The organism is Psychrobacter sp. CX21 (assembly GCF_057396255.1).
The window spans coordinates 241783-258982 of record NZ_JBXYJG010000003.1 but is presented as its reverse complement, the minus strand read 5'-3'; the positions used below and the strand labels follow the sequence as shown (position 1 = coordinate 258982).

The 17200-nt window shown below is 41.7% G+C and carries 17 protein-coding genes; 9 read left to right on the top strand and 8 right to left on the bottom strand.

Annotated features, from left to right (window positions below; all coding sequences use genetic code 11):
* The first annotated feature begins 200 nt into the window (after window positions 1-200).
* The 3 genes from AC2SLP_RS03555 to AC2SLP_RS03545 all read left to right on the top strand — a co-directional run bounded on the left by AC2SLP_RS03555 (window position 201) and on the right by AC2SLP_RS03545 (window position 1560).
* On the top strand, window positions 201-839 hold the full coding sequence (locus AC2SLP_RS03555) for an IS110 family transposase (RefSeq protein ID WP_486535257.1): 639 nt from the start codon (window positions 201-203) through the stop codon (window positions 837-839).
* A 37-nt stretch (window positions 840-876) separates the two neighbouring features.
* Window positions 877-1203: a transposase gene (locus AC2SLP_RS03550; protein WP_486535256.1), complete on the top strand. Its 327-nt coding sequence runs from the start codon at window positions 877-879 to the stop codon at window positions 1201-1203.
* Between the two features lie 228 nt (window positions 1204-1431).
* Window positions 1432-1560 (top strand): hypothetical protein, encoded by a 129-nt coding sequence (locus AC2SLP_RS03545; protein ID WP_486535255.1) that lies wholly within the window; start codon window positions 1432-1434, stop codon window positions 1558-1560.
* Window positions 1561-1641: 81 nt separating this feature from the next.
* Here AC2SLP_RS03545 and AC2SLP_RS03540 read toward each other — a convergent pair whose 3' ends face one another.
* A complete protein-coding gene (locus AC2SLP_RS03540; protein WP_486535254.1) occupies window positions 1642-1992 on the bottom strand; it encodes a hypothetical protein in 351 nt (116 codons plus the stop codon).
* A 286-nt stretch (window positions 1993-2278) separates the two neighbouring features.
* Between AC2SLP_RS03540 and ppc the strand changes: the two genes are divergently transcribed.
* From ppc to AC2SLP_RS03525, 3 genes are all read left to right on the top strand, one after another.
* Window positions 2279-5116: a phosphoenolpyruvate carboxylase gene (gene ppc / locus AC2SLP_RS03535; protein WP_486535253.1), complete on the top strand. Its 2838-nt coding sequence runs from the start codon at window positions 2279-2281 to the stop codon at window positions 5114-5116.
* A 379-nt stretch (window positions 5117-5495) separates the two neighbouring features.
* A complete protein-coding gene (locus AC2SLP_RS03530; RefSeq protein WP_486535252.1) occupies window positions 5496-6659 on the top strand; it encodes a Kelch repeat-containing protein in 1164 nt (387 codons plus the stop codon).
* 95 nt (window positions 6660-6754) lie between these two features.
* Entirely contained in the window at window positions 6755-6943 is a 189-nt protein-coding gene (locus tag AC2SLP_RS03525; RefSeq protein ID WP_486535251.1) for a hypothetical protein, read from the top strand.
* A 255-nt stretch (window positions 6944-7198) separates the two neighbouring features.
* Here the strand turns inward: AC2SLP_RS03525 and AC2SLP_RS03520 are convergent, their stop codons facing one another.
* The 5 genes from AC2SLP_RS03520 to AC2SLP_RS03500 all read right to left on the bottom strand — a co-directional run bounded on the left by AC2SLP_RS03520 (window position 7199) and on the right by AC2SLP_RS03500 (window position 11694).
* Window positions 7199-7741, bottom strand: coding sequence for an acyl-CoA thioesterase (locus AC2SLP_RS03520; RefSeq protein WP_486535250.1), 543 nt, complete (start codon window positions 7739-7741; stop codon window positions 7199-7201).
* A gap of 149 nt (window positions 7742-7890) precedes the next feature.
* Entirely contained in the window at window positions 7891-9000 is a 1110-nt protein-coding gene (locus AC2SLP_RS03515) for a YheT family hydrolase (RefSeq protein WP_486535249.1), read from the bottom strand.
* A gap of 44 nt (window positions 9001-9044) precedes the next feature.
* The gene (locus AC2SLP_RS03510; RefSeq protein ID WP_486535248.1) at window positions 9045-10115 is read right to left on the bottom strand and encodes a YheT family hydrolase; all 1071 of its coding nucleotides are present in this window, start codon (window positions 10113-10115) and stop codon (window positions 9045-9047) included.
* Window positions 10116-10285: 170 nt separating this feature from the next.
* The gene (locus tag AC2SLP_RS03505) at window positions 10286-10864 is read right to left on the bottom strand and encodes a hypothetical protein (protein ID WP_486535247.1); all 579 of its coding nucleotides are present in this window, start codon (window positions 10862-10864) and stop codon (window positions 10286-10288) included.
* A gap of 236 nt (window positions 10865-11100) precedes the next feature.
* Window positions 11101-11694: a YigZ family protein gene (locus tag AC2SLP_RS03500; protein WP_486535246.1), complete on the bottom strand. Its 594-nt coding sequence runs from the start codon at window positions 11692-11694 to the stop codon at window positions 11101-11103.
* A gap of 104 nt (window positions 11695-11798) precedes the next feature.
* On the opposite strand from AC2SLP_RS03500, the gene AC2SLP_RS03495 reads away from it, so the two are divergent.
* Window positions 11799-12503, top strand: coding sequence for a pseudouridine synthase (locus AC2SLP_RS03495; RefSeq protein ID WP_486535245.1), 705 nt, complete (start codon window positions 11799-11801; stop codon window positions 12501-12503).
* A 238-nt stretch (window positions 12504-12741) separates the two neighbouring features.
* The gene (locus AC2SLP_RS03490) at window positions 12742-13899 is read left to right on the top strand and encodes a thioredoxin fold domain-containing protein (protein ID WP_486535244.1); all 1158 of its coding nucleotides are present in this window, start codon (window positions 12742-12744) and stop codon (window positions 13897-13899) included.
* Between the two features lie 47 nt (window positions 13900-13946).
* On the opposite strand, the gene AC2SLP_RS03485 is transcribed toward AC2SLP_RS03490, so the two are convergent.
* Complete coding sequence (locus AC2SLP_RS03485; protein WP_486535243.1) at window positions 13947-14720, bottom strand: hypothetical protein; 774 nt, start codon at window positions 14718-14720, stop codon at window positions 13947-13949.
* 45 nt (window positions 14721-14765) lie between these two features.
* Window positions 14766-15425, bottom strand: a complete 660-nt coding sequence (locus tag AC2SLP_RS03480; RefSeq protein WP_486535242.1) for a DUF2939 domain-containing protein — start codon at window positions 15423-15425, stop codon at window positions 14766-14768.
* A 268-nt stretch (window positions 15426-15693) separates the two neighbouring features.
* On the opposite strand from AC2SLP_RS03480, the gene dnaJ reads away from it, so the two are divergent.
* Window positions 15694-16827, top strand: a complete 1134-nt coding sequence (dnaJ, locus tag AC2SLP_RS03475; RefSeq protein WP_486535241.1) for a molecular chaperone DnaJ — start codon at window positions 15694-15696, stop codon at window positions 16825-16827.
* The last annotated feature ends 373 nt before the right edge of the window (window positions 16828-17200 follow it).

Sequence of the window (17200 nt, the reverse complement as noted above, 5' to 3'; positions counted from 1 at the left end):
GCTTGTATGTTAAAAAAGCCATAGATAAGTGTTAACCTTAGCTATGGTAGCAGGTAGAGTGAGCTAGTGATCCCGCTATAGCCAAAGAGCTCGACGCAAAGATAAAGCCCTCTACCTGTATTTCTTTAGATTGAATGGTATCAAAGTGCCTTAGAAAATAAAACTAAGAGACACTGTATTCACAAGGGAAATGCAAAGAAATGACCTATCAAGTATACGTTGGAATTGACATATCCAAAGCTAAATTTGACGCAACATGGCTAAACCAAGAAGGTAAAAAAGTTAAAAACAAAGCCCACAGCAAAACCTTTACTAATGACGAAAAAGGCTTTGCAATCTTTACCAAATGGCTAGCTAAGCAAAGCACAAACAAGAAACCGGATGAATGTCTTATCATCATGGAAGCCACAGGCATATACTATGAGAACCTAGCCTATGATCTACACAGTAAAGGCTACACAGTATCCGTTATTAATCCGGCATATGCCAAACAATTTGCAGGTGCCATCGGCAGTCATCACAAAACCGACAAACAAGACGCGTACGTACTCGCGCAATACGCCTATACAAGGCACCCTAAAGCATGGCAGCCAGAACCTGAGCACGTGAGAAAGCTCAAGTATCTGCTAGACCGTTTAGACACGCTCAAGGCTGATAAAAAGCGAGAAAGCAACCGTCTAGAAAAAGTTGAATCTAGAAAAAGCTATGACAACGATATCGCCCAGTCTATAAAACAAGTGATAGACACTTATAACGAACAAATAGATATCATCCAAGCCAAAATAGATAAACACATAGGTAATCATCCTGACTTAAAGTTAGGCTATCAACCTAGTTAGCATTCCAAGCATAGGTAAGACAGTCGCACCGAATGTATTGTCGCTACTCCTATCTAAGGATTTTAAGGATGCTTCGCAATGTGCCTCATTTGTTGGATTAACCCCTATACATATACAGTCAGGAATCTTTAAAGGAAAAAGCCGTATTAGTAAAAAAGGGGATGGCAACCTACGATCGAAGTTGTTTATGTGTGCTTTATCTGCAATTAGTTGCAATCCTGATGTTAAGCAACTATATGAGCGACTGCTGAAGAGAGGAAAATGCAAAAAAGTGGCTTTGATTGCAGGTATGAGAAAGTTATTACAGATTTGCTATGGTGTGATAAAGCACCAAAGCAAATACAAACCTCAAGTTGCTATTTGATAGTAATTTGAGTTGACATATAAGATGGTATCTTTACGCTGCTATCTGCCTAGCGCATCGAGGCAGTGGCTAGGCGTTGGCGCGTCGCTTACTTCGTGCGCCGCCCCAAAGCAAGCCACTGCAACTCGATAAGCTAAGCAGTATATCCGCTGCAATCGGGGCTAAACCACACCTTCAAGGAAGCGTTAGCGCCTAGCATCAAAGATGTTAAATTTTAAATGAGAGTATTTGAAAAAAGATGGTGAGTTTGTTGTGACTGATGCGGGTATAGATGTAGGCGGTGAGGTAAAAAAACAGATTTGGCGAGTTCTGTTTATGGCGTGTAGATCTGACTGTATAAGTGGCTGGTTTAAATAAAGATTATAGTAAGCTATTTATATTTTTTGGATTCTGAGGGCTACGAGAAATTTTGAAATTTGGTTCAAATTGATAAGTCCATCACAAAAACATTAATACCCTCTTCATATTATTCATCAATACAATACCACTATTGTCTGTCGCAGAAGAAATCTCATCAAATGCATCAATTAGTAAAACTTTACCAGCGTCAACATCGAGTCTTTTAATTGATTTTTTTACCAATTCTGATGCAGTTAAAAACTCTATTTCATCAGAAGATATATTTTTAATTCTCTCCATCAATGAAGTCTTTCTCATCCCTGATTCTGCAAGCACAACAACAGGTTGAGACTGAGCAGTTTCTAACAATTGAGTATCCTTAATTGTTTCCGATACCATCTCTCCTTCATTATTTTCTTTCCGATATTCGAGCTTTCTAGGGATATACATAGGTCTTCAATTTGTGGTTTTCTATCACAATAACTTATCATTATTTCGAGAAGTGTACAGTATGGGATATCATTTCAAATCAGAGTCGTTTCAACATAGCTAGCTACACCAAGCTTTGCAGAGACAAGAAATACCATTAGCAACACAACCAGCTATAAGCGCCACGTTTATATACTGTTGCAAAAGCCCCCTACACCTCCTTTCGTTGATTGTGGTAATTTAGAGTCATAGACGCTATAGCTCAGCGCCATGCTTTAGTCCACAATAATCAGATAAGGAAATCACTATGCCTGCAGTCCCGATAACGCCCGCCCCAACACCGTCTTCATCGCTTACTACGCCATCTTCCTCCTCGCAAAACACCTTACTGCGTGACCGTGTACGCTTGCTTGGCACCCTATTGGGCGATACCATCACTCGTCAAGTTGGCGAGGATACAGTACAAACCATCGAAACCCTCCGCAAAGGCTTTATTGCTGAGCGCCGTGACCCCAATCCAGAAAAAAAACAGCAGCTGATTGACCTGATTGCCTCGTTGGACAACCAAACTTTAAAAGTGGTTATTCGGGCATTCTCAATCTACTTCTTTTTGGCAAATCTTACCGAAGAGAACTACCTGCGTCAGCAAAGAAACCTGTTGCGAGAGCAGTCGAATCAGAAGTGGGAAGGCTCGTTTAAGCGCACTTTACTTGAGTGCCGTGAGCGTCATGTTGCCCCCGAGCAAATTAAAGAGTTGATTGATAATCTAAAATACATCCCGGTGTTTACGGCGCATCCGACCGAAGCACGTCGCCGTACTACCATGAATATGTTGCAAACGCTGTATAGTCACAGTCATGATTTAAATACTTTGCCTGAGGACAGCACCGCCTTTGCGCAAGCCAAACAACAAACGGCACAAACCATTGATTTATTATGGTCATCAGATGAAGTGCGAACGCGTAAGCCCTTGGTGTTTGATGAGATTAATAATGGCTTGCATTATTTCAATGCCAGTTTGTTTGAGGCAATTCCGCAAGTGTATCGCAATATCACCAATGCTATCGGTGAGGTGTATCCTGAGTTGGCAGACTACCCGATTCCTGACTTTTTAAACTTTGGCTCGTGGATTGGGGGCGATAGAGATGGCAACCCGTTTGTCACTCATGAGACCACTGAGCTGTCGATTTTGATGCATGCCGATACCGTGCTGCGTCATTATCGAGTGCTGCTTAAAAAACTGCGTCGGCAGTTGATTCATAGCGATACCATTGTCGAGATTGCGCCAGCGGTGTATGCAAAAATTAAGGCGTATGCCGAGCTCGATGAGGAAATATTCATCTACAATCCTGATGACTACAATCACGAGCCGTATCGCCGTTTGTTGTCGATTATTCTTGCCAAGATAGAGGCGACCAATCGCTTGATACAAAGTAAAGGTGAGGACGGTATTGCCAAGCTCGATGCTTATGCCAATCCGCAGGACTTATTGGAAGATTTGCGTATTATACGTCAAAGCGTTAAGGCGCACGACAAGGCGCAAGCAAACGGTCTACTGCGTGATATGATTCGCTTGGTCAAGACCTGTGGTTTCCATTTGGCGGCTTTGGATATCCGTCAAGATTCGGGCTATCACGGTGAAGTTATTGCCCGTATTTTTGCGCACGCGACCAATTTGCCAGACTATACGGCTTTAAGTGAAAGCGAGCGTTTAGAGTGGCTAACTAAGCTGCTGGAACATGACGGCACACCGCTCATTTTTGCCGAGTCGCTCAGCGATAAAACCCGTGAGCAGCTCGCCTTGATGAACTCTATTGCCAAGCTACGCAAGCTGGCAGGTGAGGGGGCATTTGGCAGCTATGTGATATCGATGACCAACAACGCCAGCCAATTGTTAGAAGTGCTGCTGCTAATGCGTTTTGCAGGATTATCAGGTGTAGACGAGAGCGGTCAAGCGTTTGCAGCGCTACCAGTTGCGCCGTTGTTTGAGACCATTAACGACCTTAAAAACATCGATAAAATCTTGCCTGCGCTGTTAGATAATAAATACTATCGCAACTTGCTCAAAGCCAGTGGTGACATGCAGGAGATTATGCTGGGTTATTCGGATTCGTCCAAAGATGGTGGCATTATCACCTCAGCGTGGCAATTGTATAGCGCCCAGCAGACCATCAAAGCGATAGCCGAAAAATACGGTATCAAAACCCGTCTGTTCCATGGGCGTGGTGGTTCAGTTAGCCGTGGTGGTGGGTCGACGCATCAGGCGATAGCGGCGCAGCCTGCAGGCACGCTTGATGGTGAGATAAAAATCACCGAACAAGGCGAGGTGCTCTATGCCAAATACGCCAACACCGATACCGCTGTCTATGAGCTGACGATGGGTATCACTGGCGCTATCAAAGCCAGCTCGTCGCGTTTTGTTGAGCAGCCCAAAGCCTTGCCCGATTATGAGGCGCTATTTAGCCGTTTAGCAGAGGCAGGTGAAGCGAGCTACCGCAAACTGACGGATAACACCGAGGGCTTTTATCAATTTTACTCACAGGCCACGCCCGTACAAGAGATTTCGCTTTTAAATATTGGCTCACGCCCTGCCCATCGTAAAAAAGGCTTACCGAGCAAATCAACGATTCGAGCAATTCCTTGGGTGTTTGGTTGGTCACTCGCTCGCTTTACCCTACCTGCTTGGTACGGTGTCGGCAGTGCGCTTGCTGCAGTCAAAGCAGATGAAGACTTGATGAGGGAGATGAATACAGATTGGCCGTTTTTTAAGTCATTTATTAGCAATATCGAAATGGCGTTTTCTAAATCTGAAATGAGCATTGCACAGGCGTATAGTCAACTTTGCGATGATGAGCAGCTGCGTGACAAGATAATGAGTGCAGTCATTGATGAGCATACCCTAACCCACGATGGTTTAAACTCGCTGCTGCAACAGGACTCCTTGCTTGCCAGTCAACAGGACTTGGCATCCACGCTTGAGTGGCGCAATGCCTACCTTGACCCGATGAACTATATTCAAATTGAGCTGTTAAAACGGTTGCGTCAAGCGGGGGAATCTGATGAATCTAAAGACGAGCTTGCGGTAGAAGACCCACTGATTCGCAGTATCAATGCATTGGCGGCGGGGCTGCGTAATACGGGGTAGGCTTTTGAGATTTAGCACCCTGCCTTTTTTCAAAAGGAGAGTTAACGCTTAGCTCCCTCCCTTTTTAAAGGGAGGGTTGGGGTGGGATTTGTAGATAATTTAATTCTGTTATAAAGCAATCAAGCGCAGTTATATAAGTGATAACTCAAGCAAGGTAAATGATATAACCATTTTAAATTAGATTGACCATATCAAGCTGATGGTTATAGTGCCTTGCGTGATTTGAGAATGTTATGTTTTTAATAATTATCGTTTTTACACATGCTATCTGCTAAGATAATAGTGTATATTGATTTTATCTTGATGAAAATCATATTACATTTTTTGTTTTAATCATTTATCTGACTCCCTGCCTGTCGTCATGCTACGACAGCTTAATATGACTCATACCTTTTATCAATTAAACCGTTCATTATCTTTACTGACTCCTTTTTTAACTATCCGCTCTTCTTTTCGCCCTTATCGACAATTAACATATTCTACAATCGCTAGTAAATTGAACCCCTATCTTTTCAATATTAGTACCTCAAACTTTGTACTGTCACCCTATATTTGTCCAAAGTCTCCCTATAAAGTACCGCCTTCATCTATAACATTGCAGGAAAGGCATACCAAGCAACGACGCATTTATGGCGATATACAAGTCTTTTTAAATCCTACTAATGCGGATGCGTTAGAGAAATTCTTAAGGGCTTATCAAACGTATAAACATCAATTGTTTGGTAGTGCTAATCCCACGGATATTAGTAATCCTTTTTATACATGGGTTATCAAACACAACTTATCTGCATGGGATATTAAGCAGAATATTATTGACCTAGACTTTAATGAAGCCTCCCAAAACAATACGTATAAAGATAAACAAAATACACCCGCCATATGGTGCTTTCAGCGTATGGGACAAAGTAAAACGGTGCTCAGTGATGGACGTATCGTCTATATTGGTGGCGAGTATGAAGATTTCTATGATCCCGATTTTTGTATTTATAACGATGTGACAGTGGTTCATCCGAATGGTACGATTAATGTCTACAGTTACCCCAAGTCCAATTTTCCGCCTACCGACTTTCATAGCGCTACGCTAATCAATGATCAAGAGGGGGAGCACATTATTATTATTGGCTCAATTGGGTATCTTAATAAGCGTCAACACGGTCATACACCAGTTTATAAATTGAATGCCCAGAGTTTTAAAATGGAACAACTGGCAACACGTAACAGCATGGGCTGGGTTCATAAACATTGCGCTTTGTTAAAAAACAATCGTATTGTGGTAACGGGTGGACAGGTAATCACTAATGATGTTTCACCCTTGCTGGACAATATTGATACTTGGGAGTTAAACCTAAACACATTGATTTGGAAAAATATCACTCATCGTGATAAAAGATGGCAACGCTTTTATGTAAAACGTCAAGATAATGATGAGCTGAGCCTTTGGGAATACAAACAGCTCGATGACTATTTAAATATGGATAAAAAAAACAAGATAAAGGTTTTAATGCACGTATTAATAAGTAAATTAAAGAATATACTCAAATAATTTAGGAGAAGAATAACAAACCTCCTAATTTAGACAATTACCATCGATTATTAATACCGCCAATTGCTCATGAAACTATCGATATGAAGTTGGATATGACAGACACTTACGATACGATATTGTTTATTGAGGATATTAAAGTAGGTTATAAAACTAGTGACGACTGTATTAAGGTCATTATTGAAGGAAAGTTGTCTGACGATACGTTAGAGCTATTACAACAAAACTTATGTCATAAATTGTCAAAAGTTGAGAGTAGGGCTTGTGAGGTGGTGATAGTTTGAGGTATAGATGTGTCAGAAGTTTATTTAGCTAAATATTAACCTAAAAAATAGCAAGTTACGACTTGCTTGTAAGGGTATATTTAACAGTAACCTATTTAGGTATCTTATAAAAAGTCAATGAATAGCAAGGTCAAACCCAAGGATAAACTTATAGATCCTGAACCGTGGGTTTCACCTTGCTAAATCACACGCTACACATTCTGCATACTATAAAGTATGTTTGATTATAACCCACTGAAATATAGTTTAATTACCCTAACCTTTAGGCGGCCACGGTCTATCCTTTTCACTCTCAATCCATTCCGCCACATATCCCGTTGCAGGCAATTTTAAATCAGATTGACCCAGCGCGTCTAAGATCTCTTGAGTTTCTATCACCTTTCCGCCCTTGGTCACACCAGTACGCAATAAAGCGGTTGAGCACGGTTTACCCTTCACCCACATAGATTGTTCCATATAGACCCAGCGCTCATCAATAGCAGCAATGTGCGTCTTAATCGTGACCAGATCAAACGGACGAATACGTTTGCGATATTGAATGGTGCTACCTGCAACCACCAAACCCCACCGTTTTTCAAGTAACTTTTTACCCAGTCCAGAGCGAATAGCAAAGTCAGTACGACCAAAATCGTATAACGTGAGCACCCGCCCATTATTCATCTCAATAAAGTTATCAATATCGGTGAGACTACACCGAATCTGAATCTCTGCCGTGTCTTCAAGATCAATGGTCTCACTTTTTTTAGTAGCGGCAATCGCTTTAATAATAGTTTTGGTATAACGATAAAAAGGATACATAAGAATTCCATTTCGCAACAGGGTTAAAGTTCCGATTATGCTTATTTTGGATAGACTTTCAAAGTATTAGACGTGTCTAAGCCGTCATTAATAATGTAATAAGAATATAACTGGGCATAAAAAAAGTAGACATACCCCTAACAATTACTCTATACAGACCCTAAACCTTCACTCTTATCGATACCAACAGACTTAAAATAAGCGCTAATGGTTTCTGGTAGCCAATTGATATCAAACTTTTTTAGCTCAGAGCGATAACGCAGATAGCCGATATGACCCCCATGCTCAGTATCAATAAGCGTCACCGCTGGTGAGACATCTTGCGGCGTGGCAGTAAAGCCGATAAAGGGGTCGTCTTTGGCACTAATAAGTAAAAGTGGCTGCGTTACATCTAGTAGGTAGGGAAGGGCTGAGGCACGTCGATAATAATCGTTATTGGAGCGATACCCATGCCTTGGCGCGGTAAAGATATGGTCAAAGTCGCTGATATGTTCCACATCTTTGATTGCCGCAATTTCTTTATCACTTATCTCATTAGCAAGGGCTTTTTTGATAATGGGATTAAGCAAATAGGGCGTATAAATCTTTTGTCCCAAAAAGCGGCGCATATTCATGGCTGCTGATGACATATCAACGGGCGCTGAAACAACCGCTGCCGCCTGACAGATGGCATCATCACCGTATTCTCCCATGTATTTTGCTAGGGCATTACCGCCAAGCGACACCCCAACACCATAGATGGTCTTATAGTGCGGTTCAAGCGTTTGCAGCATATGATGCACCTCGCTGGTATCGCCTGCATTATAAAATACGCGGCCGCTAGCAGGAATACCGCCACAGCTTCTAAAGTGTGCCACCACAAAGTGCCAACCTTCATTATGTATATGATGGGCAAGCGCCCGTGCATAATGACTGTCGCTACTGCCTTCCATACCGTGAAACAGCACGACAAGCGGTGTGTCTTCACGTTGTGCATTGCTATTGTTTTCCCTATTAGTGGTGTCAAGATTGTTAATAGTGACAAGATGTGCATCGTAAAAGTCGTATGCGACATCGCTCTCATCTAACGAGTCGCGTTTAACCTCTCGTCTATAAGGAGGTGTTTTTGGCGCAAAAAACTTAGGTAATATGGTTTGCAGATGCGGATTGCTAAGCCAAAAGGGAGGGTTAAAGGGAGTAGGGTTAAACTTAGTAGCGTTAAACGGTTTCGATGGCGTGTTTGATGCGCCTGTTTCTTGAGAAGGTTCTGTTTTTTGCATGGTATTAAACCTATTGAAAGTGTACATATGACTGGGTATTGTTCCTAAACCGATCTAAAAAAGCGCAAGGCGGTTTCAGGCGCCCAATTGGCATCAAGTTGCTTATTCTTCCAACGCAAAAAACCAATATGTCCACCATACTCAGGAGTATATAGTGCCACGTGTTCTGATACGTCCCCTTGAGAAGGTAGCACTCCTAAAAAGGGATCATCTTTGGCAATCACAATCAGTGTCGGTTTGGTGATTTGATGCAAATACGGCATAGCGGATGCTTGGTGATAATAATCATTTTCTGAACGATAGCCATAGCAGGGTGCGGTAAACACGCTATCAAATTCACCAATATTACGACTGGTCTTAATCGCTTGTATTTGCGCCTCGCTTAGCGTTAATTGAAGTGCTTTGGTTGCGATAGGGTTGAGCAAATAAGGGGTATAAATTTTACGACCAAAAAAATTCTCCATAGCGGTGGTAGCAGAGGATAAATCCAAGGGCGCTGAAAAAATGGCGGCCGCTTGGCATAGGGCTTGATCGCCATATTCACCCATATATTTAGCAAGCGTATTACCACCAAGTGAAACGCCCACACAATAGATGGTTGTGTAACGCGCTGCCAATTGTTGCAAGGAATGATGCACCTCTGGGGTATCGCCTGCACTATAAAGACGCTCTCCTTTTACAGCCACGCCGCCACAACTTCGAGTATGTACTACGACAAAATGCCAACCTTGATTATGCACGTAATGAGCCAGTGTTCGGGCATAGTGGCTTTGGCTACTACCTTCCATACCGTGGAACAGCACCACCAAAGGCGTGTTTATCCTATCTGATAGGTTTGTATTTGAGTCGATATTAGGTTCTTTTTTAGCAAGTTCTCTGTCTCGAGCATCTTTATCCTTAGCCTGTCCTTTATAAACGTCTGCGCCGTCCCAAAAATCATAGGCAACCTTACTTTCGTCCAGCGAATCAAATATTAATTCGCGTCGATAAGGCGGCGACTCAGGCATAATAAATTTAGGCAATATGGTCTGTAAATGCGGGTTTCTTAACCATATAGGCGGGTTGAATAGGGGTTGATTAAAATTTCTTTTAAAGGATTTATGAGAACTTATCATAATAAATATTAAATTTTTGATTGGTTTAGGTTTGATTGCACATCAAAACACCTCTAATTATATCTCTTTACTAAATAAGGCACATCTACACTATTCCGTGTACCTGAAATAACTTTTGGATATATCAGACTAATAAGTAATTTATCGGAAAATACATTAACCTTATAGGTTTAATCGAATTTAATAGAGGTAAGATGAGTTTGACCATCATCACCTTTTATGAATTTTTCTAAAAGGATGTAGCACCTTTCATTGCTTGAACCACCAGTAATACGATAATCAGTGTTTGCATGAGGGGTAAACTGACCGCTCACATTACAATTTGTCTGAGTATTACCGTTGTTATTACCCATTGAGTATTTGATATGGATCTGTTCATTAGGGTTAACAAATCGTTCGATCACACTCACTGGTTTATTTTTACCATTAGCGTTTGGTTTTAGCATACCTAAATCGCTTGAACCAATTTTTTGTTTGTCCTCTTTACTAAAAAGTGGGTTAATATGTCTAGTGGCAACCACCCCTTGGCTTTTGCCATCAACCTTATTCTTTGCAGAGTTGGGTGACCCTATAAACATGCCATACCAATCATTAATAACAAACTGAATTCTACTTGAACTGGTTTCAGGCAGTTGAGCAACACTCATATTACCTCCTGCAAAACCGTTTAATAGGTTCTTTGAGGTTTGACAGCTTGCCAAACTCATAGTAGAAATAATCGCCATATATAATAAATGGGACGATTTCATTGTTTACTCCGAAATTTAAAAAATAATGAGAATCTATAACCTTTATAGGGGATTAAAAAGCTTCAAAATCAAAAGTTTGTCTTTTTATTTGTGGCGGTATTTTCAGTTGAGACCGTGTGGACGTCATCTTCTATCCTACCTACAAAAATACATCAACGTATTTGATATACTAGGTTCTGTTACTCAACCTATAAGGGTTATTCTGTTTTGTCAAGATTTATCAGTCGTTGTTTAGGTTAGGCTGAGATAATTTGCCCATATATGCTCAGCCTATCTTCCAGTTTCGCTATAGCTGACTCAGCCAATCGCACTGACAGTGTGACTGCTCTGCTGTAGTCAACGCTAATAACCTCACCCCCCATATCTTCTACCACATAGCGTACCTGTGACTCATTAGCAAAATCCGCTTTAATAATCACTTGTGTCATAGGTACATAAGGGGTGAGCGTCATCTCATCGACAGCTGCTTGAGCCGAGCCTGCATAAGCTCGTGTCAATCCACCTGCACCGAGCTTGATACCACCAAAGTAGCGCACCACAATCACAATCACGTTACCGATGCTTTTGTGTTGTAGCACATTTAAGATAGGGCGACCTGCCGTACCACCGGGCTCACCGTCATCATCGAAGCCTGCACTGGTGGTGTTATCTGGGTCACCAATAATATACGCCCAGCAGTGGTGGCGAGCGTCAGGATATTTCTCACGCAGCTGTTCCACGTGAAACATTGCCTTTTCACGACTGTGTACGGGATAAGCATAAGTAATAAATTCCGACTTTTTAATTTCAAGTCTAGCCGTTACCGGTTGGGCTAAGGTTTGATAGCTCATAGTATTTGGTTTTATTAGGTATGATAAACTGGTAACCCTTATTACATCTTATTAGCACACCCTAATTCAAGACAATATTAGTTACAACTTAGAGGATACCATAAATGCGTTTAGACAAATTTATAAGCAAAGCGACCGAACTGTCGCGTAAAGAAGCCAAAAAATCACTTCATGCCAGTGAAATCACGGTCAATGACGAGGTCGTAAAAGATGGCAGTGTTCATGTCGATGTGCTCAATGACGAGGTCATGTGGCTGGGTGAGCCATTGTCTGTCGCAACCGGCAGCCGCTACGTCTTACTGTATAAGCCAGAGGGTTTCGAGTGTACTTTAAAGCCAAAAGAGTATCCGATTGTGACCGAGCTTATCGCCGTGCCTGAGCTCAGTAGCTTACGTATCGCTGGGCGTTTGGATGTCGATACCACGGGCGCACTAATTTTAAGTGATGATGGTGGTTGGTTACACCGCGTGACCAGCCCTCGTCATCAACATGCCAAAGTATATGAGATGACGCTCGCTGACCCGATGAGTGAAGAAGAACAAGCCCATGCGGTCAAAAAAGTAGCACAAGGTATCTTGCTAGATGGTGATTATGAGCCAACTAAGCCTGCTAAGCTTAAGTTTATTGATGATACTCATGCACGCTTAACGCTTACCGAAGGCAAATATCATCAAGTAAAACGTATGATGGGTTATTTTGGCAATAAGGTTGTTGCGCTGCATCGTGCCAGCATTGGTGATGTGACGCTTGAGGGTCTGGAAAAAGGTGAGAGCCGTTTCTTAACCGAAGAAGAGGTTAATAGTTTTTAAGCTTAATAGCTTTTAGGAATAATGACTTATAAGGTTAATGACTTTTAATGAAATAAATATACTGGACGCGTTAAGCGTCCTTTTATCTGATATCGTATTTAGAATAAGAATGCTGTATTGATTCAAAATGCGTCTAACAAAAAGTAACGAATTGAGTCATCTGTGCAAAACATATACGATATTATATCGATACTTATATTATTTTTAATTCTATTATTACGACTTTGTAGGTGCATATATGAGACAGATATCGCAAACAAAAAATGGATCAATTCAAAAAAAGTTTTCTCTACCATTGTTATCTTTACCATTAGCCATATCGATGACCATCTCTCCATTTGTAATCATGTCTCCTGCACAGGCCAATCTTGAGATATTTAATAACGCCTATGACAAGATAACAGCAGCCAGCAACAATTCAATAGCGTCCCAATTAGCAGCACCTACTGAGCAACAAAAACAGCGCATCAAAGACATCTTAAACCGTGCAGGTATGACGGCACCCATTAAATCTATCGCGCCCTCCAAATTACCTTCAATGTATCAAATTACTTTGGTTCAAACGCAAGGTGCTCAAGGCGGTAAACCTCAGCTGCCGCTACATATTACCGCTGATGGTCAATACATCTTGCAAGGAGAGTTAAGAGCTAACCCAAGCCCTAAAAAATCTACACCATCTCAAGAGCCGCCCAGTCAAACCTTGAGCGGCATGCCTGTAAGCGAGCAGCTTAGAGCGTCATTATTAGACAATACAAGCTTACTCAAAAATATCACGCCAGATGTGTCTTTTTATCATACTTCGGTACCGGGTGTGATCTGGGGGATTACGGTTGCTGGTACACCGTTTTTAACCAACACAGAGGCGAGCGTCTTTAATACTGAGGGTGAAATCTCATTAATTCGTAATGGTCAGTTTGCAGGGTTAGATATTGACTTCGAACAAAGAAAAAACCAGTATATTTTGTCACAGCTCAATGAAGATGAGTTGGTTGTTTATCCTGCAACCACAGATGAAAAGGCAGTGATATACGTGGCGACAGATATCAATTGTCCCTATTGCCGTATTATGCATAAAGATATGGATAAGCTAAATCGTCAAGGTATTACGGTGAAGGTGATTGGATTCCCAGTATATCCTGAGTCCAAAGAGCCGATGCGTAAGCTATGGTGCGAAGCGGATCAGGCGCGTAAACACGCGTTAGATGATGCCATGAATGGGCTGCCATTAAGCAACTACTGCGATGGCAGAGCAACCAATAATCTAGCCACTAATCAGCAATTGGCCGCAGGACTGGTGGTGGCTGCGACCCCTGCCATTTATCGTGAGGATGGTATGCCATTTAATGGGACTTATAACGACCCTAGGTTTTTACCGTTTTTGGGTATAACTGACTAAGGGCTGTATCCTAACGTCTTAAATTAAGGGCTTTAAACAGATAGAATCTAATTAAGATAGCTTGCGGTATCAATCACCTTTCGTTTATCGCCTTCAATATAGTATTCTTCGCCCGATTCGGTACGAACCATATAATCCCAGCCACCATTGGCATCAAGTAATGAGCTAAATAAAGAGCTTTGAATGGACTGGGGAATATGGTTAACATAAAAAATGACAAAAGTATCATCCGCCCATTTTTCTAGCTTAGACAACTCAATGCCGTTCTGTTCAAGCAGTGTGTTTGTTGGGTGATTGATATGCTGGATATCAGTGTTGATGTTTGGAGTTTCGCCGTATTTATACTGTAAGTCTATGACAGCATCGGCAATATTGTTTTTAAAAATACGACCAAATTTATCGATATAATACATAGTGCGTAGTGGTTGTGTGTTTGGGTCGCCACCACATTGAGGACTATGTTTTTCATAGATACTTAGCTCATATCTGATAGGTAGGGTAGATGGTGACATCTTGTTCACGACATAAGTAAAGCACCCTCTTTGATTGTTTAGATGAAACCTTCGAATTAAGAGTTGGTAGCTGTTACGTTGGCTGGCTGTCATTATTGATAAATAATCACTCTCCTTAGTAATTATCTTATTACCATCCCAGTCAAGCAGTGACTTTGAATATGAATCTGTATTTGTATGCACAGCATCAATCCCTATAGATTGAGTCGATTGCATACTTAGTGCTGTATTACTGATCGCCACCGAAATTAAAGTAGCTGATATGACTTTAAGACATAAATTCAAAGAAGGCTCATGAAGTAGTTTCATAATATTAGATATCCATTGTCTAGTGCCAATCTTAAAAATAAGTCTTTACGGCAACACCACATCCACAATCTTCCAGTCGATAAGTCCTTCTCGCGCCATTTCTACCGTGACAGGGTAGCCTTTGAGTTTGCCTGAAACCGTAAAGCAATTGATACCACAGTACGATAGATCAGGCTTTGGACTATCTTCACCACTTTGAGCGCGCTGCTCAAGCTCATCTGCTTGCTGATTTATAAGAGTCTGAACTTGATTTTTCATCACAGCGTCTAAGTCACCACGCTGAACAATCAGCTGTTGAATCAACCTTTGCAATTCAATTTTATTAGAGGCAATCGCCCAGCTAGCAGCAAACTCTTTGGTAGCTTTGTTTGCTTGACCTTGCGTGTTGATTAAGCTGCTAACATTGTCCGCGTTAATGGCTTGACGTGTCGCTTGCTGAATAAAGCTATTGGCAGTTTGTTGCAGTGCGTCACCGCCTAACTGCGCCACTAACGGATATTGAGTTAATGTGGTAGCAAATCGCTGGGTTAACTGGTTTTGAATATTCGGCTGTAATTGCTCAAAATCAATGTATTGCGTTACGGCGTCACCGTCGTGGGCATCATAAGCATTTTTGAGCTGATAGACCGTGTAATATGGCGAACCTAAGAAGACAGCAGCCAAAACAATAACAATTAAAATAAGAAGTGCAATGAATTTTTTCATAAACGGTAGACACTGTGGTTAATAAGCTTGGGTTAATAATAAGCAGTCAATGACAACGATTTTAACACGCCTGCTTGATAAATGAGGTGTTTGTCACCATTAACGTTGCAAAGTATTAATAAATTTTTGAAACATTCATACCATGATGCACTTAGTGTGAATTATTGTACCAATTATTACGCTTTGCATGACCGGCTACCTACAATTGAATTGATTGAATTGGTCGTGTTTCACGTGGAACGTAATGGGTAAATTGATAGGAGACTCCATGAGCAAGCGCGATTTTTACGAAGTATTGGGTGTAGATAAAAACGCCGATGAACGTGAAATTAAAAAAGCCTACCGTAAGTTGGCAATGAAATACCATCCAGACCGTAATTCTGATGATCCTGATGCTGAAGAGAAGTTTAAAGAAGCGTCAATGGCTTATGAAGTATTAAGCGATCAGGACAAACGTTCAGCATACGACCGAATGGGGCATGCAGCCTTTGAAAATGGTATGGGCGGCGGCGGTTTTGGCGGCGCAGGTGCGGGTAACTTCCAAGATATCTTTGGTGATATATTCGGTAACTTTGGCGATATCTTTGGACAGGCCCGTGGCGGTGGAAATCGTCAGCGCCGAGGTTCTGACTTACGTTATATGATCGAGCTTACCCTTGAAGAAGCCGTTCGTGGCTGTAAAAAAGAAATCAGCTTTACGGCGCCCGCGCCTTGTGAGACGTGTGACGGCAAAGGCGCAAAAGATGCCTCCGATGTTCAAACTTGTAGCACGTGTGGTGGGCATGGTCAGGTACGTATGCAGCAAGGATTTTTTGCAGTACAGCAAACTTGTCCTAACTGCGGCGGCTCTGGTCAAGAGATTAAAAACCCATGTGATGACTGTCATGGTAGTGGCGTAAAAGAAAAATCACGTACGCTTGAAGTCTCAATCCCTGCAGGTGTTGATGATGGTGATCGCGTGCGCCTAGCTGGTGAAGGTGAAGCGGGCGGTGCTGGCGTTCAAAACGGTGATTTATATGTCGAAGTGCGGGTTAAAGATCACCCTGTATTTACGCGTCAAGGTGCTGATTTGTATATGGATGTTCCGGTTAGTATTACCGATGCGGCACTGGGTAAAGAAGTTGAAATACCAACTTTGGATGGCAAAGTTAAGATTAAAATTGCTGAGGGCACGCAAAGTGGCAAGCTACTACGTGTTCGTGGCAAAGGTGTAACGCCAGTGCGTACGACGATGAAGGGCGATCTTATCTGCCGCATTATGGTTGAAACACCTGTTAATCTTAATCGCGAGCAAAAAGACTTACTGCGTCAATTCCAAGACACTCTGGATGGCGATAGCAAACATGATCAGTCACCAAAGAAAAAGTCTTTCTTTGATAAGCTTAGCGATTTGTTCGATTAGGTTTGAACCATCAGTGCAGCATCTAAATTAGTTGTTCTTATAGAGTTGAGTTTTGTATGTTGGCCTGTAGGTTTCACGTGAAACCTACAGGCCCTTTTAGTCTAAAAAGCTTTTTACAAATTTAACTACTAATATAGCTACAAATATAATCGTGCTATCATTCGATAGAATTATTCGTTCTATATCCAGCGAACTACTAAGCGGTTAAGGTGTTCACTTCGCTCGCCCCACGACGGTAGTACTTGCACTCGGTTGCCTTGTAACCCTCTTAGACTTCTTTGACTATATATTGACAGTATTAAGTGCGAATTGAACCCTGTATAAATTAAACCAAGTATAAATTAAACCAAGTATAAATTAAACCAAGTATAAA

What these genes read in the sequence shown, in the direction of transcription:
- AC2SLP_RS03490 (WP_486535244.1), top strand. Translation starts at nt 12,742, where the DNA reads ATGAGACAGATATCGCAAACAAAAAATGGATCAATTCAAAAAAAGTTT.
- AC2SLP_RS03515 (WP_486535249.1), bottom strand. Translation starts at nt 9,000, where the DNA reads ATGCAAAAAACAGAACCTTCTCAAGAAACAGGCGCATCAAACACGCCA.
- AC2SLP_RS03520 (WP_486535250.1), bottom strand. Translation starts at nt 7,741, where the DNA reads ATGTATCCTTTTTATCGTTATACCAAAACTATTATTAAAGCGATTGCC.
- ppc (WP_486535253.1), top strand. Translation starts at nt 2,279, where the DNA reads ATGCCTGCAGTCCCGATAACGCCCGCCCCAACACCGTCTTCATCGCTT.
- AC2SLP_RS03510 (WP_486535248.1), bottom strand. Translation starts at nt 10,115, where the DNA reads ATGATAAGTTCTCATAAATCCTTTAAAAGAAATTTTAATCAACCCCTA.
- dnaJ (WP_486535241.1), top strand. Translation starts at nt 15,694, where the DNA reads ATGAGCAAGCGCGATTTTTACGAAGTATTGGGTGTAGATAAAAACGCC.
- AC2SLP_RS03540 (WP_486535254.1), bottom strand. Translation starts at nt 1,992, where the DNA reads ATGTATATCCCTAGAAAGCTCGAATATCGGAAAGAAAATAATGAAGGA.
- AC2SLP_RS03480 (WP_486535242.1), bottom strand. Translation starts at nt 15,425, where the DNA reads ATGAAAAAATTCATTGCACTTCTTATTTTAATTGTTATTGTTTTGGCT.
- AC2SLP_RS03530 (WP_486535252.1), top strand. Translation starts at nt 5,496, where the DNA reads ATGACTCATACCTTTTATCAATTAAACCGTTCATTATCTTTACTGACT.
- AC2SLP_RS03505 (WP_486535247.1), bottom strand. Translation starts at nt 10,864, where the DNA reads ATGAAATCGTCCCATTTATTATATATGGCGATTATTTCTACTATGAGT.
- AC2SLP_RS03495 (WP_486535245.1), top strand. Translation starts at nt 11,799, where the DNA reads ATGCGTTTAGACAAATTTATAAGCAAAGCGACCGAACTGTCGCGTAAA.
- AC2SLP_RS03525 (WP_486535251.1), top strand. Translation starts at nt 6,755, where the DNA reads ATGACAGACACTTACGATACGATATTGTTTATTGAGGATATTAAAGTA.
- AC2SLP_RS03555 (WP_486535257.1), top strand. Translation starts at nt 201, where the DNA reads ATGACCTATCAAGTATACGTTGGAATTGACATATCCAAAGCTAAATTT.
- AC2SLP_RS03485 (WP_486535243.1), bottom strand. Translation starts at nt 14,720, where the DNA reads ATGAAACTACTTCATGAGCCTTCTTTGAATTTATGTCTTAAAGTCATA.
- AC2SLP_RS03500 (WP_486535246.1), bottom strand. Translation starts at nt 11,694, where the DNA reads ATGAGCTATCAAACCTTAGCCCAACCGGTAACGGCTAGACTTGAAATT.